This window comes from Desulfomonilia bacterium, from assembly GCA_036567785.1.
Classification (GTDB): Bacteria; Desulfobacterota; Desulfomonilia; order UBA1062; family UBA1062; genus DATCTV01.
Map to the genome: position 1 here is coordinate 1 of DATCTV010000032.1, position 23,446 is coordinate 23,446.

The following is a 23,446-nucleotide window of genomic DNA, read 5'->3' on the forward strand; positions in this document are numbered from 1 at the left end:
TGACAGACTATAATCACAAGCGGCCGCACAGTTCCCTAGGGAACTGTGCCCCGTATGAGTATTTCATGAACCAGAAAAATATGCTAAATAACCAGACACTCGCTTTAAAGGTGGCTTAATAATTGGGGGAAGGTCATTTTATGTTATGCTATCTCTTAGAAAAATTCGCAATGAGTACATATTCAAAGGGAGGATACCAACTTTAAAAAAGAAATTACAAGGCCATTCATCAAAACTCTCTCACTTGTTAAAGAATTATGATGATTCGGTTTTTGAAATTGATCAAGAACTTGCGTTGGCATTGGTTGATATTAAGAGCATTAAAAGCAAAGTTGGTGGCGGTGGCGTAAAAAATTCTGCGTCATCTTTAATTAAGGAGATAAATAAATACCAGAGTAATAGAAAAAAGAACGAACAAATTGTAAGAAACATTTATGTTAAATGCAACGTGCTGCTGTTGGAAATAGAAAATTTAAGTGAAGATATAAATTGGAGTTGACTTATGGATGCAGAAAAAAAACTAATTAAACTAATCGCGTACCTAATTGAGCTTACGCAAAAAGGAAAACTCAATTGGGAGCGGCATGATCCACCTGATTCAATTGTAACAAGTCATGATAATATTGTTGATTTTGTATATCAAACTACCTTTGAAAACAAAGAATTAAGAATTTATGAAGAACGTTATAAATATTGGTATGATGAGGATAAGTGGAATTGGGACAGTCGCGTTATTCTAGATTTTGCTGATGATTATGGTAGAAGTGTCTGGAAATTCCCATCATTACCGGGATTATGGGATTTATTGGAATCGGTTAAATATCGCGAAGTAGATGTTGATGGATTTGTATCTGATATTATTAATAAATACAAATTAGACAAATAGAACACTCCACTGCCATCCATCGACTGAACACGAGGCGAATCAGATTAGTTGATAACTATATAACTAGTGAAGTGTAAACGTGAACAGGTCGCAATAATTTGTATCTGCCGGTTGAATGTTGAGACGAGAACCGTAGAATAAGAGTGCAGGGGTTTACATGGAAACTATCGGGATCATCGCTGGGCTAAAAGCTGTCCCCTTTAAGCTTGACAAAAAGGAATTTGATGAACCCCATAGGTGATGCTGCTGCCCCAATAACTTATTATTGATTAAGTCATTAAAGAATCAGCATCACCTGTCCTTCCTCATATTGTTTTTTTGACGCCGCACGGGGGATAGATTGATTGAAGACAAAAAAAGCATTTCATCGATACGTACATTTCAAGGCATGAAATGCCCCTTTTTTAACATTGAAAAACCGGTTGCCATAAAAGAGATTTCAATGTAATGGGTGATCTATGATTCAAAGAAAGCTGGAGTTTAAAAAGCTTGCTGATATGGTTTCAGTAAATCCGGTTGTCGGGATAATCGGTGCAAGGCAGGTAGGCAAAACCACTCTGGCCCGTCAGTTTGCGGCATCTTTAAAAAAACCTTCCTACTTTTTCGATCTGGAAAACCCGGATGATATGGCGCGTATAGCCGAGCCCATGCTGGCTTTCAGGGATTTGAAAGGCATTGTTGTTATTGATGAAGTTCAGCATGCCCCGAATCTTTTCAAGGTGTTGAGAGTTCTTGCAGACAGGCCCGGCAATAAAACCAAATTCATAATATTGGGCAGTGCCTCGCCCGGGCTGTTGAAACAATCGGCGGAAAGTCTTGCCGGACGAATTGCATACCACCAGCTTGAAGGTTTTCATATGGATGAAACCGGTGCCGGTTCAGAAAACAGGTTATGGTTAAGGGGCGGTTTTCCCTTGTCTTACACTGCAGGCACCGATGAAGACAGTTTTGAATGGAGAAAGAACTTTGTCAGGACTTTTCTGGAAAGAGATATTCCGCAGCTTGGATTCAGCATAGGGGCTGTGACGCTTCGAAGGTTCTGGACGATGCTCGCTCATTATCATGCACAAATCTGGAATGCATCTGAATTTGCAAGGGCGTTTGGCATTGCAGACACCACGATAAGAAAATATCTTGATATTCTTACATCCGCCCTTGTTGTCAGGCAGCTTCAACCCTGGCATGAGAATATCGGCAAAAGGCAGGTCAAGGCCCCGAAGGTTTATATAGCGGATGCCGGTATCCTTCATGTTCTGCTGAATCTGCGCAGTGCCGCCGATATTGAGGGACATCCGAAGCTTGGGGCGTCATGGGAGGGTTTTGTAATAGGCGAACTGATAAGAAGACTCGGGACTCCATGGGAGGAATGCCATTTCTGGTCGACTCATACCGGCGCGGAACTTGACCTTCTTTTAGTCAGGGGCGCCAGGAGGATCGGTTTTGAAATAAAGAGAACATCCATCCCGCACGTCACCCGCTCTATGCGTTCGGCAATAGAAAGCCTTAAGCTGGACAGTCTGATCATTGTTCATGCAGGGAGTCATACATTCGATCTTGATGATGGTATAAAGGCTGTTTCTTTCAGCTCTATGGCTAAAGAGATTAAGCCGCTTTAGAAACTAAATCCCGTACGCTGATGATAAAGTGTGTCACTTACAGTCATTTATTCATCATGGTCCATTATAGAGAGTAAGTGGGGTCAGGTCGCAAAAATTACATCTGCCGGTTGAATGTTGAGACGAGACATGTAGAATAATAGTGCAGGGGTTTAGATGGAAACCATCGGGATTATTGCTGCCATGTCGCAGGAAAAGAGGGCGCTTATCAGGCATGCAGGAAAAACGGAACGTGGCAAGCTTGGCCGGTTCCGATGCTATCGTTTTCAGCTCTCAGGCCGGAACTGCCTTCTGGTTGAATCCGGGATCGGCATCAGGCGTGCCATGGATGCCGCCCGCACCCTTATAGCAGCGGCAGACCCGCAGCTTATCGTCTCGTTCGGTGTGGCGGGAGCAGTCAGGGATGATCTCAAGGTCGGTGATGTGATCGCTGCCTCTCAGACCTTTCTGCTGGATGGCGGCAGAGAGAGCATGTTTAATAATCTCGATCCCATCTCCGTTGCAGCTATGCTCGCGGCAGAACATGTCCTTGAGCGAAGAGGTGCACGTCTGGTTTCAGGGACAGTTATCACTACACGCCTGTCAAACGCTTCCGGGCTCCTGCCTGAGGGGATATCAAATCCCATCCTTGACATGGAGACTGCGGGAATCGCGCAGGCGGCACTGGATCACGGTACTCCTATCCTGGCGCTGCGGGCAGTGAGCGACGGGCCGAGTGAACCTTTGTCTTTCAACCTCGAAGCAATGACGGATGAGGACTTCAATCTCAGCATCCCGAAGGCGGCCAGGATGGTTATTCTCCGGCCGCGTTTCGTACTTGCGTCTATCCGGATAATCCGTAATGTCAAAAAGGCTTCTGATAACGCGGCAGTGGCATTAGCGGCGGTGATGGGTCAAGCCGATATTTTCGAGAGGTTAAAGGACGATCGTATACCTGTTGAAATTCTTCCCTCTGCTCCAGAATCTGTGGATATTGGTCTGGAAACTGAAGGCGAGTATTTGTAATAATAAATAAAATTATCGAATAAGAGGGGTCAGGTCTCAACAATTGACAGATGAATGGATGAAATAAAAGGAGGGTAATGAAATGAGAAGGATAGTAATTGTTGTAATCGGTTTATGTTTTCTGTTCGGGTGTGCATCGATGGTGCAGAGAGGGGCGTTAACCCAGGCTTACGAAAATTATGACAAGGGAGATTATCAGACTGCATTAGTTAAACTTTCCCGTGCAGAGAAATACAAAGACACAACTCCTGAGACGAATGCCGAGATACTTTATCTGAAAGCCCTGACACTTCAGAAGATGGGGCGGGACAAGGAGTATATCGGAGAGCTCATGTACTTGTCGGACAAATACGGCGATACTGAATACGGTTACAAGGCAAAGCAATTATTAAAATAGGAAAATGCTTGGGGTAAAGTCCGGATAACAGAAGATCTGTCCGGTCTTTATCTGCATATCTGCAAAGTTCAGGGAGGTCTCTTTATGCATGTTCATATCAGGATTGGTATTTTCATATTAATCCTGCTTATGATCCCGAATTTAATTATGGCTCAGAATGTAGCTTTGAAGGTCGATGAACTGAACAGGCAGGCGGACCTTACAACCTACATGAAATCAATAGAAATCCTTATTCCGGCCATACAGGCTGCTCCTGATGATTTTGAACTCTGGTGGAGACTGGCACGAGCCCGCCAGAATTACGCAGACATGGCGGCTTCCCGCAGAATTCCCGGCTGGAAGGAAATCTGTGTCGAACAGGGCCATGAGGCTATGAAGGCCGGTAAGAAAGCGGCAGCCCTCAGGCCTGCAGCCGTGGAAGGCTATTACTACACGGGATGCTCGGCCGGAACTGTTTGCACGGGCAGCAGCCAAATGGCGATTCTAAAGGAGGGCCTGCTCAAGGAAATTAGGATAAATCTGGAAAAGGCTTATAACATCAACAGGTATTTTGACAATGGAGGTCCGATCCAGGCCCTTGCAAGCTACTTATGGATGTCCCCGGATTCGCGGGCGGGGACATGGACAAGGCGGAAAAACTGGCACGTGAAAGCATGCGGGTGTACCCGAACGATCCTGCAGGCAGGACCATAATGGCCGAGATACTGATAAAGAAAGACAAAAGGAAAAACATCAGCGAGATAAGGACGCTTCTAAGCGGCGTGGCCTGCACACCGGAAACCGCTCCGGATTATCTTGAGATATGGGTTGTTAAGGCTAGACGCCTGCTTCAAAGCCTGTAATTCATTTGTATTGACCATAATCTAGACATATAAAATCTGCTCTAAGGCGCTGGTGATAAGAAACGCGGGGCAATCTCAGGCCCCGCGATTTTTATTGTATTAGAAGTTTTATATCTCGTAAATCACAACTTGCTGATCCTTGTTACTGTAAAACACCTGAAGCATTGTACTGTGCAAATAAATAGTCATGGCCTCCTGCAGCAGGAGTCCCCAGCGCTCCCTCTGTGTGACCGTACACCAGAACATAATTATCACTCAGGAGCGTCAGTCCTGCGCCTGCGTCATAAGCATTGGTTCCTAGAAGCCTGGTCCATTGCCTCGTTCCGTCTATATCATACTTAATCAGGAACATATCATACGTGCTTCCGTTACCGTTATTGGTCTGTCCGTCAAGGTCACCCCTTGTTCCACCTGTCACGTATACGTTTCCTGAACTGTCCAGTGCAACTGCATTGCCGCCTTCTGCAAGGAGGCTTTGAATAGTATTTTCCCAGACCAAATTTCCCGATGAGTCATATTTGACAATATATGAATGGGATGAGGTGGTTGTCCCGGTAAAATAGATATTGGAGTCTTCGTCCACTACAATTCCTCTGCCGCTGCTCAAATCCGCCCTGGGCCTGTTCCATTGCTCCACGCCCAAAGAATTATACTTATACAATGTCATGTATGATCCCGATACCGTCACATAAATGTTTCCGCTTGAATCAAGAGCGATTGAATGACCGTTATCACCCTCTGCATAATAGTTCAGCCATTCCTGCACGCCGACATCGTTGTATTTAGCTATAAAAAGCTTATATAAACCACCATTCAATCCCATTCCGGTCACATATATATACCCGTCATGCCAGGCCATTGCATAAACTGTGGATCCGGCTGTTTCATAAACTTTTGTCCAGACTTTCGAGCCGTCTGTGCTGTATTTGGCGATAAACATTATTTCTTCATCTTGGGGGTTGTCATTTCCATCCAGAAGGCCCCGGGTGTACCCTGCCAGGTATATGCCGGTATCTCCGTCATACGCTATTGCATACGGCCTGTCATTTTCGGTACTTCCCAGCATACAGGTCCATTGTCTGATGCCGGAAGGGTTATACTTGACCAGGTAAATATCATCCCCGCCCTCATTCGTACACGTTGCCGGGTCGAGATTTCCTGATGAGTATCCTGTAACATAAATATTACCGTCTTTATCCTTTACCATCCCGATTGCATAGTCGGTCTGGTCAGACCCGTACTGTTTTATCCCGGCGGGCCAGTTTGAGATTGCCCCCGAGGGCGCACCCGATCCCGCAGGGCTGAAAGCGCTTATCCCGGTGCTGTTTTTCGCTTTGACCCATACAAAATATTCAGTCCCGTTTGTGAGGCCTGTTATTACGCAGGATATATTGGATGTACTTGCAAACAGAATTGCTGTAGCAGGGTCATCTGTATCGCTGTAATAGACTTCATAGGCAGTTGCACCGGTTACAGGTAACCATGATGCCGTAAGTGTCGTATCACCCACCGTGATATCCGGTGCCAAACCCGGAGCAGATGGGGCTGTTGGGGAAGATGGCGGTGGAGTTGCGGAATCACTACCCCCTCCACCACATGCAGTATAACTGATAATAGCAAACATGAGGACAAGGATCAGTTTTAGTTTTCCAGTGCGCATTGTATACTCCTTTGATATAAATTAATGATGTCTTGCTTCAGATTATAGAGAGTATATGAATGCAGTCTTAGCAGTCAAGGACGTATATTCTTCGAGAATCATGGTGAGGCTGGTTGTGCGGACCGCTTAAGTTTTTCAGGAATGATGGGGGGTAATGTTTCAACAAATGATATTTGCTGATAGAATTTTAAAAAGCAACCGTGTAAAATATAAACGATATTGACTGAAGAGCAGCAGCTTGGTTACATTTAACTACTCAACAGGGGACAGGAGGATGGAATTTCTGAAGTATCTCTCCTGTGAACAGGAGGTTATATTATGAAACGCTTTTCAATCATATGCCTTATACTGATTGCCATAGCCGGCTGCAAATTCGATCCGAGCGGGTATCCTCTGCATGAAGGCCTTGTGGACGGTGATGCCACCGCACAGACAAAGGTGCTCTTCAATAATCTCAAAGCAATAAGCGCAGAAGGCGGTAAAATACTTATAGGCCATCAGGAAACAACCGCCTATGGCGTGGGGTGGTGGGATGATCCTGAAGCGGCAGAGACATCGGATATAAAAAAGGTTTGCGGCAGTTTCCCTGCCGTCTACGGCTGGGATGCGGAAGGTGTAACCGGCGGGACGAATATCGACGGAGTCAATTTTGCTCGCATGCGTGAACTTGTTGCAAGCGCCTATGCACGGGGCGGCATCAACACGTTCAGCTGGCACCTTCACAACATACCAAATGGCGGAACCGCCTGGGATATAAAGGCGGACATCAACCGCATTCTGCCTGGCGGGGACAGGCATGAAGTCTATACGGCGGAGCTTGACGCGCTTGCAGATTATTTTTTAAGCCTCAAAGGTCCGAACGGAGAACTCATTCCGATAATCTTCAGGCCGTTTCATGAAAACAACGGCACCTGGTTCTGGTGGGGTTCGGCGTCATGCACGCCAGACGAATTCAAAGCTCTCTGGCGATTCACTGTCACTTATCTGCGAGACACGCGCCATGTCCACAACCTGCTTTATGCCTATTCTCCGGACAGGTTCCTTGGCTATGACGGATACCTGAGGCGTTATCCCGGTAATGAATGGGTCGATATCATGGGGCATGACAACTACGGGGACTTTACTTACGGCAGTTCTCTGTGCGGTCTGATGCGGTTAAGCCAGCTTACCGAGATGGCTGAAGCCTTCGGCAAGGTTCCGGCTCTTACGGAGTCAGGCAGCGAAGGCGTTCCTTTGTCCAACTGGTGGAGCCTCTTCCTTAATCCGATCAAATCGTGCATGAAACCGAGCAGGATCGCATATGTGCTTTTCTGGCGTAACGCCAATGAATCACATCATTATGCCCCATATCCCGGAGACAAGTCGGAAGAGGATTTCATAAAATTCTATAATGACCCTGTCACCATTTTTGAAAATGATTTGCCCGATATGTATCAGTGAATAAGGGGCACAGGGATGCCTGTCATGCTGAATTAATTGTTTACAATAAAGTCTGTTGGAGGGGGTTATGAATAAATTTAAAATTCTGATGCAATTCTGTACAGGTCCTGAAACGCTTAACATCCCGTCTGGCCGTGCAATAAAAGGAGAAAGCAAATGAAAAGAATAGTATCTGTTCTGCTGGCAGTATTTTTTTTAATCCCGGGTGTTGCTTTTCCGGATGGAGGAACCGGCAAGTCAAAAATTCCGGTTAAATATTCCTCATATCTGGAGGCTTATGAAAAGGAAGATTACGCCATGGCCTTCAAACTTGCGGAGCCTCTTGCGAAACAGGGTGATGCAAAAGCCCAGTACTATGTCGCCCTCATGTATGACACGGGGAAAGTGAAACCGGCGAGTTCCGGTGATACGGTCGCATGGTTTTTAAAATCTGCTGAACAGGGGTTTGTTGCGGCCCAGTATTATCTTGCGCTCAAATATAATACAGGAGACGGAGTGCCCCTTAATTACAAAGAGGCATTCAAGTGGTTTTCAAAAGCCGCCGAGCAGGGACACGCTTCGGCGAGTAATTGTATTGGCTCCCTTTATGCAGGCGGTAAGGGTGTTGCTCAGAATTATGCAGAGGCCCTGAAATGGTACACAAAAGCGGCTGAACAGGGGAGTACCGCAGCTCAATTGAATCTCGGGATTATGTACGAAAACGGGCAGGGCGTGACGCAGAGTTATGAAGAGGCCGTGAAATGGTACACAAAAGCGGCTGAGCGCGGAGATGCCGAAGCACAGTTAAACCTCGCTTTTCTGTATGACCTGGGGCAGGGAGTCCCGCAGAATTATACAGAGGCACTGAAGTGGTACACAAAAGCGGCCGAACAGGGGGTTGCCAGGGCCCAGTGCAGCCTGGGATTTCTGTACAGCAGCGGACTGGGAGTGCCGCAGAATAATGTTCAGGCCTATAAATGGTTCAGCCTCTGTGCTGATAATGGGAACACCAGTGCACCCAGAAATAGAGATATCCTTGCCAAACGGATGACGCGCGCCCAGATCGACGAGGCGAAAAGGCTTGTGGCTGAATGGTATAAGCAGCATAAAGGAAAACAATAGAGCTGCTATAAGATTAGTACCGGCGAAATTTCTGAGAAGTTAGTAGTCCGAGAAGCTGTAGAATTCGACATGTAACCGGTTAAGTGAATGCGGATAGGATTCATCGGCCATCACAATGGTTATGGCCGAGAGCGGAAAACACCTGCGGGATAATATCGGGACGAAGATTAATTCAAGGGTGACAGACCGGTTCAAGGTAAAGGGCTTTCACGAATAGAACTCCGTGTTGTAGCAGCGAAATCTACAGGCCATGAATTCTGGAAAAAGATAGAGTATGAAGACTTCATGATAAAGATGTCGAGGGATATTAAGGCTTGATAAATACTGGCGCGTCTGTTTGAAGAGAAGAACTGAAAGCGAATCATATGAAAAATAAGGAGACGGCTATGGATGAAGGACTCTTTAGAAAACTGCAGAAGCAGCTTGATGCCTATTCGCTGGGTTTTCCGGCAACCGCCTCGGGCATCGAGATCGAGATATTGAAAGAGCTGTTCACCGAAGAGGAAGCGTCTCTTTTTACGAACATGACCCCTCAGCTGGAATCTCCCTCTTCTGTTTCTGCAAGGCTGGGGCTTGACATGGGAGAAACGGCAGCCAGACTCGAGGACATGGCCTCAAAAGGCTTGCTCTTCAGGCTTAAAAAGGATGGAGATGTCAAATACGGCGCCATACCTTTCATGCACGGTCTTATGGAGTTTCAGGTTAAAAATTTCAGCAGGGACAGGGTGATCATGCTGGAGAAATATTTCAATGAAGGTTTTCAAAAGGCAATCTCAGGCTGCGAAGGGCTCTTTCTTCGGACAATCCCGGTCAGGGAATCCATCGAAAACATCACTCAAGTGGCATCCTTCGATGACGCCTGCGCTATTATCAAAAACGCAAGCCCTATCGTAATTGCGGAATGCATCTGCAGAAAAAGCAGGGGATTCATCGATAAGGCATGCGATAAGCCGGTCGAGGTCTGTTTCATGTTCGGTTCAATGGCCAGATATTATCTCGACAGTAGAATGGGCAGAGAGATATCCTTTGAAGAAGCTGTCGCCATTCTTGAAGATGCTCAGAGGGCGGGCCTTGTCACGCAGCCAGCCACTTCTCAGAATCCCGGCGGCATGTGCAACTGCTGCGGGGACTGCTGCGGTGTATTAAGGGCGATAAAACTCGAAGCCAGACCCGCCGATCTGGTCTACTCAAATTATCAGGCATTTGCAGATACTGATAACTGTACCGGGTGCGGCATATGCCTTGACAGATGCCAGATGGATGCAGTCACAATCAACAAGGATGATGTGGCAGTAATTAATCTTGACAGATGCATAGGATGCGGGCTTTGCATCACGACCTGTCCGGCGGATGCAATCGTCCTTAGGGAAAAACCCGATGAAAAGAAAAAATTTCCGCCTAAAAATTCATTGGAACAGATGCTTACCCTGGCAGGAAGGAGGGGAGTTATATGACGTCAATTTCTTTTAATGGTTTTGATAAAATATGACGAACAACGGTTCCATCGGGAGAATAAATGAATATATTTAAAAGGGCAGGATTAGTTCTGCTCATCATGACAGCATGTGTCATCTGCGATCAGGCGACGAAATACATAGCGAAATCCTATCTGATGGAACATCCCATGATATCAGTTCTTGGTGACACAATGCGTGTCCAGTATGCCGAGAATGACGGTGCATTCCTGAGTCTGGGTGCATCTCTTCCTCAAAAAACCAGGATGTTCATATTCACAGTAGGAGTGTCCCTGTTGCTGATTTCAGTATTAATATATCTCCTGTTCGCCTCCGGCATCGATGCCGTTGCGGTTATATCTCTTTCCATGGTGACAGGCGGGGGGCTGAGCAACCTTCTGGACCGGATAATCTATAAAGGCCATGTGTTTGATTTTTTGAACCTTGGCGTTGGAGGCCTGAGGACAGGGGTGTTCAATGCGGCCGATCTCGCCATAATGATTGGGATGTTTCTGTTTGTTCTTAACGGCTTGAAGACATCGGGCCGCAAGAGTCCCGAATCAGATTGACGGTTGGTTTTTTGTATTAACGAAGTATAATCCCGGGAAACAAAGAAAAGGGAGATAATCAGATGATCAGAAAATCGATATGCTTGGTTGTAATCGGGATTTTCCTCTGTGCGGTTCCCGTCCTTGCTGCAAACACCGAGAAGGAAAAGGCCGCTATAGCCGCAGCCGAGAAGTGGCTCAAACTTGTCGATCAGGGTAACTTCACCAGGAGCTGGCAGGAGTCTTCCAGATATTTCAAGATGCTCGTCAAAGAAGACCAGTGGATCGAGGCGGCTCAGTCAACACGGAGCCCTCTGGGAAAGCTGGTTTCAAGGAAAGTGAAGAGCGCCACGTACACGACAAAACTGCCGAGTGCGCCCGACGGTGAATATGTAGTAATCGAATTTCAGGCCTCCTTTAAGAACAAGAAATCGGCGATCGAGACAGTCACGCCTATGGTTGACAAGGATGGCAAGTGGAGGGTGTCGGGTTATTATATAAGGTAAGCTTCCCGCATCATCGGGCAATCGGAAATGGCCGTACGGACCGGAATGAATATTAGGACCTCATAAAAATGAGCATGCTGACATTAATGAGTTGCCAGCATAAAAGATTAGAAGGAGGGCAATAATATGAAAAGGGCTATTATAGCGGTTCTTCTGTTTGTGCTTGTTTCGAGTTTCGGTCAGGCTGCTACGGCTGCCGATAATAACCTTTCAGTAATACAGCCTGTCATGCAGAAAATGCCGGCTGCAATGAAGGTTCTGCAGGATAAATTTACTGCAAAGGATTATTTCGGCACGGCTGAAAAATTCATGGATATCGCCGGGATGTTCAAATCACTTGAATCAGTCATTCCCGACAACGGGGATAAGGCGAATTGGGATAGAATACACCAGAGCATGATAAATACTGCGTTTATGGGCATAGGCGCCTGTGGGACCAAGGATGACAAAACCATAGCCCAGGCGATTGAGAAACTTGGAAAATACAAGGAAGAAGGCCACAAACTTTTTATAAAACAGTCGGATTAAGCTGCGTATAACCCATCATTTGAATATAACATGGTAAATGACTGTCTCAGAAAAGGGCCATTTCCGGCATCTTGTTTAAAAGCCGGGCTTGTCGCTTTTATAATACTGCCGCTGATATTTATTGAAGGATGCAGCTACTGGAACGGTCCGCAAACAAACCATTTCGACGGTGAGAGGTTTTTTAACAAGGAGCCGGACAATACCTTTTCCGATCATCTGAAATGGCTGTGGGAGATGAAAACAGTAGAGTGGCCCGAATGGATTGATGATCCCGAACAGCCGAAACCTATACCGTATGTAAAAAACAGCGGTGTTATAAGGGTTACATATATAAATCATGCAACCGTACTGATACAGACTGACGGGGTGAATATCCTTACCGATCCCATATTCTCAAATCGCGCAGGGCCTTTTCCATGGATGGGGTCAAAAAGAATCCGCGCCCCTGGCGTGGAGATTGAGAAACTGCCGAAAATCGATGTAATTCTCATAAGCCACGACCATTATGACCACCTGGATATTCCAACCCTGAAATTGATAGGTGAGACTTCAAATCCTCTGATATTGTGCGGACTAGGTGTTAAGAAAAGGATTGACCGGATCAAATGTTCCGACGTCATAGAGATGGACTGGTGGCAGGAACATCCGGTTTCTCCGGGTGTAAATATCACATTCATACCCGCGCGCCACACCTCGGGTAGAGGAGTTTTTGATAAAAACATGACCCTCTGGGGAGGTTTCGTTATTGAGGCCCCGGCCGGAAATATTCTGTTTGCAGGGGATACCGGATTCGGGGAATTTTTTAACGATATCCATAACAGGTACGGACGGTTTCAGCTGGTAATACTGCCGATAGGCAATTATGAAAATAGATGGTTTATGAAATCTCAGCATATGAATCCCGATGACAGCGTCAGGGTCAAGGAAATGCTTGATGCGGAACAGGCTATGGGGATTCATTACGCCACCTTCAACGAACACCCGGAACAGGGTGTGGATGCGCATGAGAAAGACTTGAAAACGGCATTGGAAAGGTACAATGTGCCTGAAAGCGATTTTTGGATTCTGAAATTCGGCGAAGCAAGGGAATTGAAACGGGATGAGGCATGCCGGTAACAAAAGAATCGAGTGAATTCATTTATGATTTATGCAGCCGGTTGCTTGTGAAGATGTACCTGATGCAGGCGGGATTATACGGAACAGGAGAAAACAGGTTTATTGTATCAATAAGGAATGCTTGACTGAAAAACAAAGAGGAGAAGCGTCGCATGCAGGAAAAAAATATTCTGAACATCAACGGTAAAGGTGCTTTAACGGCGCACGGCAGAATATTCAGGATGTTTCTTGTTATATTTACAATCTTTGTTTTTATGACAATAGCAAACGAGCTGCTGGACCTGCCGAGATATCTGTTTGGAGACCAGCCGACATCGTTTTCGCAAAGAAAAGGCGAGGTAATACTTGAGATATTTATTTATCTTGTTGTTCTGTCGGCAGCATTCTATGTCTTTGAGAAGAAGATAAAGACGCAGATAAAGATACTCGAAGGTTTTATTCCCATCTGTGCAAACTGCAAAAAAATCAGACAGGATATAGACTGGAAAGTGCTGGAAGACTACATAAGCGAAAACTCACTGGCAAAGTTCAGCCACACGATATGTCCCGATTGCATCAGAAAGCTTTACCCGGAGCTGTCAGACAGGATATTGGCTAATCACCCGGACAACGGTCACGGCAAAGGGCACTGAGATTACGAGAAAGAACTGCAGGGCGATATTGCTTCCGGTTGCGGTTTTACCGGCACTGCTTTATGTATTCCGGCATCGGAACCTGATTCATGCGATTATCAGGAAAAGATCGGCAGGATGATGACCGAAAAGGGATTCCTGTTAATTCCGGCTGTAAAGGTTAAAGAGGTGACCTAATCGATGCGGTGATATCGGATAAAGTGATTACAAAGGCAAAATATGACAAGGAATGGCCTATTTTTATAGTGATGCAGGTATTTTCTGCTTTAATAAGGCCAGGCGCGCTTAAGGGTTCTGAACTTTGACAACGGGCCGGACTATTTCAAGGAAGGTCTGGCGCGCACCGAGCGAAACGGCAAAATAGGTTTTATTGATAAAAAGCTTTCAATTGCCATAAGGCCTCAATACGATTTTGCGTTTCCATTCAACAAAGGCATTTCAATAGTATGCAACGGCTGCACAAAGGAAAAAGCAGGGGGGAGCACATTGAAGTCGTTGGCGGAAGATGGGGTGCGATAAACAAAAACTGCGATGTTGTTGAGATCGTTAATTCAAAAGCTGATCTTGAGAAGAGATTGCATAAATAATTAATCTTTTTGACAGGTGCAACCGGTTTTATCGGCAGGAGAATCTTTTTGAAAATGATGTGTCTTGAAAACATGCCTCATTTCATTCACGGGACTGATGCGGCTGAAATAAAGCACTTTCCGCCGCCACCCGACGATTCTTCGGAAGCTGCCACGTCGGTTGATGTGGAAACCGTTGCTGTTGCCCCTTCCTGAATGACACTGATAAATTTGTTGCCATTGATATACAAATGGGCCGTTCTGTCTTCGGTAGATGTGTTGGCTGATGCGGTAAATGCCAGCTGGCCGCTGCCGGTGCCTGATGCGGCAGACGTAATGCTTATCCAGGATGAATCGAAATATGCATACCAGCTGTTTGTGGAGGCCGTTGTTATGTTGATTGTTCCTGAATATTTTTCAGAGGTTATCTTGATATTCTCCGACGGATCAATAGATATGGTGTTCAATGAAAAAGAGACATTGTCTATGGTTTCAAACCTTATTACAGGACATTTGTAGTATTTTCCCTGGTACTTGTAGATGTAATAGTTGCTGTAATTCTGATACATCTTCAAGCGGAAAACACCGTCGGTGCGGTTGTCTTTTGTCCCCCAGCTGTTCAATACTATCCAGTAATGATTGTCCGTGTCTTTATCGACCTCATTATAGCCTACGATAAGGACTGCGTGCGAACCTGCGGTGTCAAGATTCAGAATGCTTCCGCCGCCATAATCGTCAAAGTTCCAAAGGTCGGTCTCTAACCCTTCGCCCCAGAAATCATAAAACTTGTTCCATGCGCTGGTGTTCGGCAGGATGAAGATAAATAACACCCCTTTATTCTGATGAAGGACGTTTTTGATATTATTTATCGCCGTGTCCTGATCGGCTGCATCATATGTGGATATCCTGGTCTCTGTAATTTCACCGCCCAGCATATAGTTGGGAAGATTGGTAATGGTAGAGCATTCTGTAGAGGTTCCGCATTCGTCTTTATATGTAATGTCTTTGTAGAGTGCGTTGGTATTTGACCAGGGTATCGCATAACCCAGGACATTGTATGCCGAGACGAACATTGCAAGGTCTCCTCCTGCGCAGACGCACGATTCACCCGAAACGCAACCGTAGTCACTGCAGTCAAGGCTTGAGCACGAGTCGAAAAACTGAATCGAGAGCCTGTCGCTTATCCCGGCATCAGCCAGGGCGAGCTCCAGAATTCCGGTTCCAGCCCACACCCAGCAGTTACCGCACGTGCCCTGATCGCGCTCCGCCGGGGTGTAGACAAGACTGTCCAGAAGGCTGAAGCTGCCTCCTGTTCCGGCAAGGGCATTTGCCTTGAGCCTGAATTCGGCAATGGGGTCTATTGATGCGGCAGGGGCATTGTTGTATCGAGTGATCCATTTGTTGAATGTATCAGAATCTGGCCGCATCACAGGATATTCATGAGCGCAGACAGGATTTACGGTCAATAAAAGCATAAAGATTAAAAGTAAGGATAATGTGAATATAATGCTTTTCTTTGCCATTTCATAAAAGTTCACTTGCAGACCTCCAAATTAAAAAAGACCGGGTTGTCTTTCAAACCCGGCAACATGGAGTTATATGAAGAGTCTTTCACTTGTTTGCTCATGTTTTATCCAATTAATAATTTGTTTGCGTGTTTGTTTTATTGATAACTCCTGAATTGTCCCTCCATTTATTTTTAAAACCATTTACTCTTAAAATATGGAGATATTTTGGAGAAAGCATGTGTTTACTGTGCAGGCTCAATAATCTTCATTTAAAATCCGATATGAAACCATAGTGAAGTCAGTATGCAACAGGTCAATTTAAGTAAGGACTTTTTCTGTATTCCAATGATGATTTCTTCCGATAAGGTGAATAGAGGTCCCAGCCGTAATCTCTAAAAGGAGGATTGATTCATGAAAAAATCAATGAAAAGAATTCTTATCCTGTTTATAATAAGCTCCATTTTTGTTTCTGCATACTGCAGCAGTGTTTTTGCAAAGACCGGAAATAATGAATATGAAAAGGGGGACAAGGCTGTTTCGAGTCAGGTTATCGTAAATAATGTAATCAGTGTTGAGATCAACCGGGAAGCGAATATTTATTGCGGTAACAATTCCTTCAGCCGGAACGAAATCATGCTGGCAGACAATACCGGGAACCAGGATCCGATAGATAGTTCAGAACTCGATGATCCAGTTGACAAAACAGAGGTTGAGGACCCTATAGACAGGAACGACAGCGAAAAAAATGATCCCATTGATAAAGAAGACAGAGACAATCATCCCATCAACAGCGCTGAAGAAGGCCATGCCGGGCAGGACAATGACGGTGGTAGTTAAAATTCCAGTGTTGATTATTAAAGGATGTGTGGCAAAGAATGAATGAAAGCTTGACGTCATACTGCGGGCTCTGCTGTGCGGACTGTATCCCTTCGAAGGCTGAATTCTTCGAGTTGATTGACAGGTTCGAAGCCATGCTTGAGCAATTGCAGTTTGAAAAGTATGCAGAGCTCAAATCCGAAACCGATGGTGTGTTCAATGAATATCTGAAGTTTGTTTCTGTACTGAAAGGCATGAAAACTCTTCGCTGTTCAAAACCGTGCAGACTCGGCGGAGGAAAAGCGCAATGCACAATCAGGGACTGTGTTCAAAAAAATGGATTGAAAGGATGCTGGGAATGCCGGGAGCGGCCCGGATGCAGTCTGCTGGCACGGCTTCGCACAATCCACCCGAACCTGGATTACCACCTTGACCTCATCAAAGAGCTTGGCTCTGAAAAGTGGTTTGAAAAGAGGAAAGAGCATTACCGGTGGCAGGTGAAGTGAAAAGAAATTATGTGAAAAGGAGGCAATATAAAAAATGAAACTAACACGTGTAGCCATAATCGTTTTCCTGATTACATTTTACTTCAATTGCGTCTCAGCCGGGGAGCGGCCAACACGATTTGAAAAACCGGAAGAAACAGTTGCCTGGTTATATCGCGATTTCGGTTGGGAATGCTTTATACAAGGCTATTTTGAGAAGGACATTCTTATCAACCAGCCAAGAATAGTCCTTGAAAGGTATTTTACTCCCAAATTGGCTAACCTGATATTTCAGGACAGGGCTTATGGAAATAAAACCGGAGAAATAGGTCACATTGATTTTGTTCTTCTGTTCGGCAGTCAGGACCCGGATGGTATCTATGATTTAAGAATAAAAAGAATTCCAAAGACGGATAGCGTTTTGGTTGTATATGACCAGAATGGAGAACATGATATTGTAGAAATAAAGTATTACACAGTACAGACGAATAAAGGATGGCGTATATCAGACATTAGATACAGGTTCAAAAAAACGAGCGCAGGTCCTGAAAACAGATTTTCGCTTCTGGAACTGCTGTCTTAGTAATGAGAGGATTGTTCGGCGCCCATGGGCAATTCCCAGGATTATGTGAAAAACGGAAAGAGCGGAAAAGTTAACTGAACAAAAAAGCTGCAATTTAAATAATTAATAAGGTGTATAGGCAAAAAAAACAGCGTATATTAAATTTTACATTCAAGATGATGCGTATCAATGAATTCCGGATGGACGAATTATATAAGTCAGGACGATAGAATAAGCAGACTGAGGAATGAGAAAAGTATGCTAAGTTTTAACATAATAAATAAGGAAAGGAGGAAGATGTCGTGAATACAAATGCATGTCTTTTGGCACTGGAGAAGGCTCTCCAGCTGGAGATCGACGGGATGGCGTTTTACAGAAAGGCGGCTGCTGAATCAAAAAACCAGCTTGCAAAAGAGATGTTCACATATCTGGCGGATGCCGAGGTCACCCACATGGACAGGATCAAACAGATTAGCGAATCTCTCAAAACGACAGGCAACTGGTGCAAGACCGGTGATGACAAAGGCCATGCCGACATAAAAGATATTTTCAAGAGATTTGCAAAAGAAAACAAAGATAAGCTCGAATCCGAGGCAACCGACATCAAGGCCATTGAGACCGGTCTTGAGCTTGAAGTGAAGTCCATTGATTTCTACACCAGACAAAATGCCGGATCGAACGATGCCAGTGAGAAGGCTTTTTACTTGAGCCTTGTGGACGAGGAAAATTCTCACTACCGGACGCTTCAGGATATGAAATTCTACCTCGAAGACCCGGAGGCATGGTTTGCGGAGCATGAGAAGCACGGGTTCGACGGCGCCTGATTTCCTGTAAATTATTAACTTGGCTGTTAAGTTTTTCGTAAAAAACATGTAAAACTGTTTTCATCTCACCACTGAATGTTCACAACTCACCACTATATTTAAGAAAGGAGATTGCATGGCGCTTCTTAACCTGAAATCTTTGATCGGAAAGCTTAATCCTGTCTGTCGTTCTGCGCTTGAATCCGCCGCAGGTCTCTGCATGTCGAAGACCAACTATGAAATCGAGGTCGAGCACTTCATGCTCAAGCTCACAGAGGCCCAGAACACCGACCTTCACAAAATTTTAAGATATTTTGAAATAAATATTGACCGCTTCGCAGCTGACCTGACGCATGCCATAGAGGGCTTCAAGACAGGAAATGCCCGCACGCCTGTGTTTTCTCCGCGCATACCGGGCATGATCCAGGATGCATGGATGATCGCATCGATTGATTACGAGGCTGATACCGTGCGATCGGGCCATATCATGGTCGCCATGCTGGGCAATGATATGAGCGCCCGCATGCTCTATTCCACATCGGATGCCTTAAAGAAAATCTCGCTTGAAACACTCGAGAAGAGCCTGCTCGACATAGTCTCCGGCTCAGCTGAGGATGCAGGACCTGTTGCCGCAAAAGGTGTCCAGCAGGCCGGCAAGGATACGGCAGAGGCAAAGCCTGCCGGGACGAAAGCGCTCGATCAGTTCACCATAAACCTTACGGAACAGGCGAGAGCGGGAAAGATCGACCCGGTAATCGGAAGGGATTCCGAGATAAGGCAGATGACGGATATTCTCATAAGGCGCCGCCAGAACAACCCGATATTAACCGGTGAGGCCGGTGTCGGAAAAACGGCAGTGGTCGAAGGGTTTGCACTGAAAATTGTCGAGGGCGATGTCCCGCCAGTATTGAGGGATGTCGAGCTGAGGTCTCTCGACCTTGGGCTTCTTCAAGCAGGCGCCGGAGTAAAAGGCGAGTTCGAGAACAGGCTGAAAGAAGTGATCAAGGAGGTCAAGGGCTCTCCGAAACCCATCATTCTCTTCATAGACGAGGCGCACACACTGATCGGTGCAGGCGGTTCTGCCGGAGGCGGCGATGCCGCAAACCTTTTGAAACCTGCCCTTGCGAGGGGTGAACTGAGGACAATCGCTGCAACCACATGGGCTGAATACAAGAAATATTTTGAAAAGGATGCAGCGCTGACAAGGCGCTTCCAGGTGGTGAAGGTGGAAGAGCCCGACGAGGCGAAGGCCGTCACAATGATGCGAGGGATTGCGCCTTTCCTGGAGAAACACCACAAGGTCATGATAACCGACGAGGCGCTCAAAGACACGGTCAGCCTCACGCACCGCTATCTTTCCGGCAGGCAGCTGCCTGACAAGGCTGTGAGTGTTCTCGATACGGCGTGCGCACGTGTAGCGATTGGTTTGACGACAAGTCCGGGCGCGGTCGAGGAAGCCACACGCAGAATTACCCATATAGAATACGAGATGAAAATCCTTGAGAAGGAATCCCTTATGGGAGCTGACCACGGGGCAAGAATTGAAGCGCTCAACAAGGAAAAGGATGAAACCGCCAAAAGGCTGGATGCGCTTGACAAGAAGTGGAAAGCAGAACTGGAACTTGCGAACAGGATAATTGAAACCATGGGCTCGATAAAGGAACTCCATGAGGCTGACCCGAAAAGCAAGGATATTGCAAAGAAGCAGAAGGAGCTGAAAGATCTTGAAAAACAACTTGCAAAGGTCCAGGCGGGAGACGCGCTGATTCAGGTTGCGGTTGATTCCCAGACCATTTCCGAGGTCATTTCCGGCTGGACAGGCATACCTGTCGGCAAGATGATGACAGACGAAATTGATACTGTCCTGAAAATGCCCGCACTGCTTGGCGAACGAATTATCGGACAGGATCATGCCCTGTCTGCAATCGGGCAGATGATACAGACAGCCCATGCCGGTATCGAAGATCCGTCGAAACCGACAGCGGTATTCATGTTCGTGGGGCCATCCGGCGTCGGAAAGACCGAGACGGCCCTGGCGCTTTCCGAGCTTCTCTACGGCGGCGAGGACAATGTCATAACGATCAACATGAGCGAATACCAGGAGGCTCATACGGTGTCTTCGCTGAAAGGTTCGCCTCCGGGTTATGTAGGCTACGGCGAGGGCGGCGTGCTGACAGAGGCTGTTCGCAGGAGGCCCTACAGCGTTGTCCTGCTCGATGAAGTTGAAAAGGCGCACCCGGATGTTATGGAGATGTTCTATCAGGTATTCGACAAGGGGCAGATGGAAGACGGGGAGGGGCGCCTCATCGACTTCAAGAATACGGTTATCATCCTGACGTCTAACATCGGCACAGATCTCATCATGAAAGTGAGCCAGGATGAGGAGACCAAACCCGAACCGGCGGCTCTGGCCGAGATGATAAGACCTGAACTGCTCAAGCACTTCAAACCCGCTTTCCTGGGCCGCATGAAGATTGTTCCGTATTATCCGATCAACGATAAGATGATGAAGGAAATCGTCAGGCTCAAGCTTAACAAGGTGGCGAAGAGACTTAAGCAGAACCGCAAGGTCGATTTTGTTTTCGGCGACGAGATAATCGATGCCATTGCCAGCCGCTGCACCGAAGTGGACAGCGGGGCAAGAAATGCAGACCATATCCTTACCAACACGCTGCTGCCTGAAATCTCTAAGGAGATACTTGCCCGCATGGCCGCAGGTGAACAGATAAAAGAGGTCAAGGTAAAGATGGAAGGTGAAGGCTTTGGGTTCATGATCAAGTAAGAAGAATCTGTAAAAATGACGCCGGTGATCCTCGGGGCTTACTTTTCAAGCCTTGAGGATAATCGCTTCAGCTTGCTTCAATGAGTAAAAACTATTTTTTATCGCCAATTGTGAAATTTCCGAGATGGCATAAGCAAGTAAAAAGAAATCCCTGGAATGGAATATCTTTTCCTTTACCGACCAGGATTATGTATTTAAAGGCTATTACCCCGCGACTGTATGCTTGACAGGAAAGTCATGATTACATGTTGTTTTCACACAATAATTCAAAACAGTTCATAAATCTTATTCTTACCTGAGCGTCTGGTGTTTCATATAGTCGAATATGGCATTTTATTTGCAAATAAAAGAGAATATAATTAGATTCTATTGCTACATTTTATTTCTTGTTTTGTGACGTTGGAGAAAATTACCAATAAAGGAGTTGTGGATGAACCAGTACAAAAAGAGCGACAGAACTATCTGTAAAACGGGACGGGGGGGCTTGGCAATCTTTGGTATCATACTCATGGTCATATGCATACCTGTGATAGTCCGGGCTGCTCTGATTCAGAACGTGAAACCCAGTGCCGAGTCTGCAACGGGCAATAAATCGGAACTTGTCGATTTCGCCCATACCACCGATGTCCACATAATGGATGAGGGCAATCCTCTCAGGGCTGAAGAGCTGAAAGTGCTTTTCGGCGAGAATCCCGCCTTGTATCCCGATCTCGGGTGGCTGCTTTTAAATCTTATTCCGCCTGCGCACCGGAATATAGGAAGCTACACCCCGCTGATCTGGCAGGCGATTATTCAATCCGTCAATGATGCCAATATGTCGGATCCAATGGACTTCCTGATCTCAACTGGAGACCATACGGACACGAGCGTTCAGGATGAGCTCGAACTATTCGTCGCCATAGCGGATGGAACGGTCCTGCCCTCCTTCAAACCACATACGAACCATGCAGGACTTTCCACAAAGATTCCGCAGGGCGGTGAAGGTCTCGTTATGCCCTGGTATGCCGCGGTCGGGAACCATGATAGCGAATATCAGGGTACGTTCAATACCCTTGGCGTAGTCAGTGTGCTTATCCGGGGGCTGGCCTACGTGCCGGAGAAAAATTACTATATCTCGAATCAGGACTACCTGGCCGATGTCCTGCGAATAGAATCAGGCCACGGGCTCAGCGAGCTTACGACCGGGGGTTACTACAGCTTCGATCCAACTCCTTATGTTCATTGCATCGTACTGAATACGGCCGATTTCAACCCGGATATAAACCTGCCGCTGGAGACGCTCTCTCAAGGTGTGCTTCATAAGGATCAGTTTGCCTGGATGAAGACCGAAATTGAGAAGAATCAGGACAAGCTGTGCATACTGTTCGCACACCATGGACCCAATGCTTTCTCCCCATTTGTAAAGGACAATAACAAAAATTATATTAGCACCCAGAAGCTTAAAAATGCGCTGATGTCCTATGATAATGTCATTGCATTTGTGGACGGGCATACACATGTGAATAAGATAGTAGCGGAAACTGCCGGGAACGGTAAAGGATACTGGGACATCAATACATGCGGAGTCGCCGACTGGCCTCAGGAGTGGCGGAGGATTACGGTCAGAGACAACGGCGACGGCACCGGCACCATCGTATGTACGATGCATACATACAGCCCGGAAATTCTGACCCAGGAGAAGTATCAGATGACGGATCCCGTTACAAAACAACTTCTGCCTGTGGTGTATGACATAGGGGTGCCTATCAGGACGGTTTCCGAGGAAGAAAATGACGTTTCAGCCGCAGGCGGGGTACAGGACCGTGATGTGAACCTGGCTTTTGCCATTCCGGTAAATGTGAAGGCGACCATCATAGCAAATTCCAACCCGGTGGAACCTGAATCCAATGGTCAGAATTCATCCCAGGCTCAGGCAAATGCGGACGACTCCGGTGGAGGCAGCAGCGGCGGGTGTTTCATCGCTACTGCAGGAATTTAATTCAGGAACAATTGCAGGGGCTGGCTCGGCATATCCAGAACTGGCCCCTGCTCTAATACACCAAACCCTAAAGCATCACTCTCCATTCCAGCCTGCCAGTCTGGCGAACATCCACCAAGCGGCATAGGCCTTCTGGTTTGCGTTTAGCGGCTGGGAATGGGCCGAACCGCAGTAGTACCATTCGATTCCCTCGGTATGAGATTTCTGCCAGTCCA

General features: G+C 46.4%; 23 protein-coding genes. 21 read left to right on the plus strand and 2 right to left on the minus strand.

Annotation, left to right across the window (positions count from 1 at the left end; translation table 11 throughout):
* The first annotated feature begins 145 nt into the window (after window positions 1–145).
* The 7 genes from VIS94_07705 to VIS94_07735 all read left to right on the plus strand — a co-directional run bounded on the left by VIS94_07705 (window position 146) and on the right by VIS94_07735 (window position 4,746).
* Window positions 146–499: a hypothetical protein gene (locus VIS94_07705; GenBank protein ID HEY9160953.1), complete on the plus strand. Its 354-nt coding sequence runs from the start codon at window positions 146–148 to the stop codon at window positions 497–499.
* A 3-nt stretch (window positions 500–502) separates the two neighbouring features.
* On the plus strand, window positions 503–886 hold the full coding sequence (locus VIS94_07710) for a hypothetical protein (protein HEY9160954.1): 384 nt from the start codon (window positions 503–505) through the stop codon (window positions 884–886).
* A gap of 458 nt (window positions 887–1,344) precedes the next feature.
* Window positions 1,345–2,502: an ATP-binding protein gene (locus VIS94_07715; protein HEY9160955.1), complete on the plus strand. Its 1,158-nt coding sequence runs from the start codon at window positions 1,345–1,347 to the stop codon at window positions 2,500–2,502.
* Window positions 2,503–2,658: 156 nt separating this feature from the next.
* Window positions 2,659–3,507 (plus strand): hypothetical protein, encoded by an 849-nt coding sequence (locus VIS94_07720; protein HEY9160956.1) that lies wholly within the window; start codon window positions 2,659–2,661, stop codon window positions 3,505–3,507.
* Window positions 3,508–3,589: 82 nt separating this feature from the next.
* The gene (locus tag VIS94_07725) at window positions 3,590–3,904 is read left to right on the plus strand and encodes a hypothetical protein (GenBank protein HEY9160957.1); all 315 of its coding nucleotides are present in this window, start codon (window positions 3,590–3,592) and stop codon (window positions 3,902–3,904) included.
* Window positions 3,905–3,988: 84 nt separating this feature from the next.
* Window positions 3,989–4,597: a hypothetical protein gene (locus VIS94_07730; protein HEY9160958.1), complete on the plus strand. Its 609-nt coding sequence runs from the start codon at window positions 3,989–3,991 to the stop codon at window positions 4,595–4,597.
* Window positions 4,597–4,746, plus strand: a complete 150-nt coding sequence (locus VIS94_07735; protein HEY9160959.1) for a hypothetical protein — start codon at window positions 4,597–4,599, stop codon at window positions 4,744–4,746. The genes VIS94_07730 and VIS94_07735 overlap by 1 nt, the downstream gene beginning before the upstream one ends.
* A 142-nt stretch (window positions 4,747–4,888) precedes the next feature.
* On the opposite strand, the gene VIS94_07740 is transcribed toward VIS94_07735, so the two are convergent.
* Window positions 4,889–6,406: an SBBP repeat-containing protein gene (locus VIS94_07740; protein ID HEY9160960.1), complete on the minus strand. Its 1,518-nt coding sequence runs from the start codon at window positions 6,404–6,406 to the stop codon at window positions 4,889–4,891.
* Between the two features lie 318 nt (window positions 6,407–6,724).
* Here VIS94_07740 and VIS94_07745 point away from each other — a divergent pair, with 318 nt between their 5' ends.
* The 8 genes from VIS94_07745 to VIS94_07780 all read left to right on the plus strand — a co-directional run bounded on the left by VIS94_07745 (window position 6,725) and on the right by VIS94_07780 (window position 13,731).
* Window positions 6,725–7,846, plus strand: a complete 1,122-nt coding sequence (locus VIS94_07745) for a glycosyl hydrolase (protein ID HEY9160961.1) — start codon at window positions 6,725–6,727, stop codon at window positions 7,844–7,846.
* A gap of 156 nt (window positions 7,847–8,002) precedes the next feature.
* Window positions 8,003–8,947, plus strand: coding sequence for an SEL1-like repeat protein (locus tag VIS94_07750; GenBank protein HEY9160962.1), 945 nt, complete (start codon window positions 8,003–8,005; stop codon window positions 8,945–8,947).
* Window positions 8,948–9,333: 386 nt separating this feature from the next.
* Entirely contained in the window at window positions 9,334–10,401 is a 1,068-nt protein-coding gene (locus VIS94_07755; protein HEY9160963.1) for a 4Fe-4S binding protein, read from the plus strand.
* A 62-nt stretch (window positions 10,402–10,463) separates the two neighbouring features.
* A complete protein-coding gene (gene lspA / locus VIS94_07760; protein HEY9160964.1) occupies window positions 10,464–10,970 on the plus strand; it encodes a signal peptidase II in 507 nt (168 codons plus the stop codon).
* Between the two features lie 62 nt (window positions 10,971–11,032).
* Entirely contained in the window at window positions 11,033–11,455 is a 423-nt protein-coding gene (locus tag VIS94_07765) for a DUF4019 domain-containing protein (protein ID HEY9160965.1), read from the plus strand.
* Between the two features lie 126 nt (window positions 11,456–11,581).
* Window positions 11,582–11,983, plus strand: coding sequence for a hypothetical protein (locus tag VIS94_07770; protein HEY9160966.1), 402 nt, complete (start codon window positions 11,582–11,584; stop codon window positions 11,981–11,983).
* Window positions 11,984–12,013: 30 nt separating this feature from the next.
* Complete coding sequence (locus tag VIS94_07775; GenBank protein ID HEY9160967.1) at window positions 12,014–13,099, plus strand: MBL fold metallo-hydrolase; 1,086 nt, start codon at window positions 12,014–12,016, stop codon at window positions 13,097–13,099.
* Between the two features lie 152 nt (window positions 13,100–13,251).
* Window positions 13,252–13,731, plus strand: coding sequence for a hypothetical protein (locus VIS94_07780; protein ID HEY9160968.1), 480 nt, complete (start codon window positions 13,252–13,254; stop codon window positions 13,729–13,731).
* 673 nt (window positions 13,732–14,404) lie between these two features.
* Here the strand turns inward: VIS94_07780 and VIS94_07785 are convergent.
* Window positions 14,405–15,835 carry a C1 family peptidase gene (locus tag VIS94_07785; protein ID HEY9160969.1) on the minus strand — a complete coding sequence of 477 codons (1,431 nt, stop codon included), beginning with the start codon at window positions 15,833–15,835 and terminating at the stop codon, window positions 14,405–14,407.
* 381 nt (window positions 15,836–16,216) lie between these two features.
* On the opposite strand from VIS94_07785, the gene VIS94_07790 reads away from it, so the two are divergent.
* The 6 genes from VIS94_07790 (at window position 16,217) to VIS94_07815 (ending at window position 23,231) form a co-directional block, all read left to right on the plus strand.
* Entirely contained in the window at window positions 16,217–16,642 is a 426-nt protein-coding gene (locus VIS94_07790; protein ID HEY9160970.1) for a hypothetical protein, read from the plus strand.
* 38 nt (window positions 16,643–16,680) lie between these two features.
* Entirely contained in the window at window positions 16,681–17,127 is a 447-nt protein-coding gene (locus VIS94_07795) for a DUF3795 domain-containing protein (protein HEY9160971.1), read from the plus strand.
* Window positions 17,128–17,161: 34 nt separating this feature from the next.
* On the plus strand, window positions 17,162–17,689 hold the full coding sequence (locus tag VIS94_07800; GenBank protein ID HEY9160972.1) for a hypothetical protein: 528 nt from the start codon (window positions 17,162–17,164) through the stop codon (window positions 17,687–17,689).
* Between the two features lie 281 nt (window positions 17,690–17,970).
* Window positions 17,971–18,492, plus strand: a complete 522-nt coding sequence (locus tag VIS94_07805) for a ferritin family protein (protein HEY9160973.1) — start codon at window positions 17,971–17,973, stop codon at window positions 18,490–18,492.
* A gap of 115 nt (window positions 18,493–18,607) precedes the next feature.
* Window positions 18,608–21,253 carry a type VI secretion system ATPase TssH gene (gene tssH / locus VIS94_07810; protein HEY9160974.1) on the plus strand — a complete coding sequence of 882 codons (2,646 nt, stop codon included), beginning with the start codon at window positions 18,608–18,610 and terminating at the stop codon, window positions 21,251–21,253.
* A 430-nt stretch (window positions 21,254–21,683) separates the two neighbouring features.
* On the plus strand, window positions 21,684–23,231 hold the full coding sequence (locus VIS94_07815; GenBank protein HEY9160975.1) for a metallophosphoesterase: 1,548 nt from the start codon (window positions 21,684–21,686) through the stop codon (window positions 23,229–23,231).
* The last annotated feature ends 215 nt before the right edge of the window (window positions 23,232–23,446 follow it).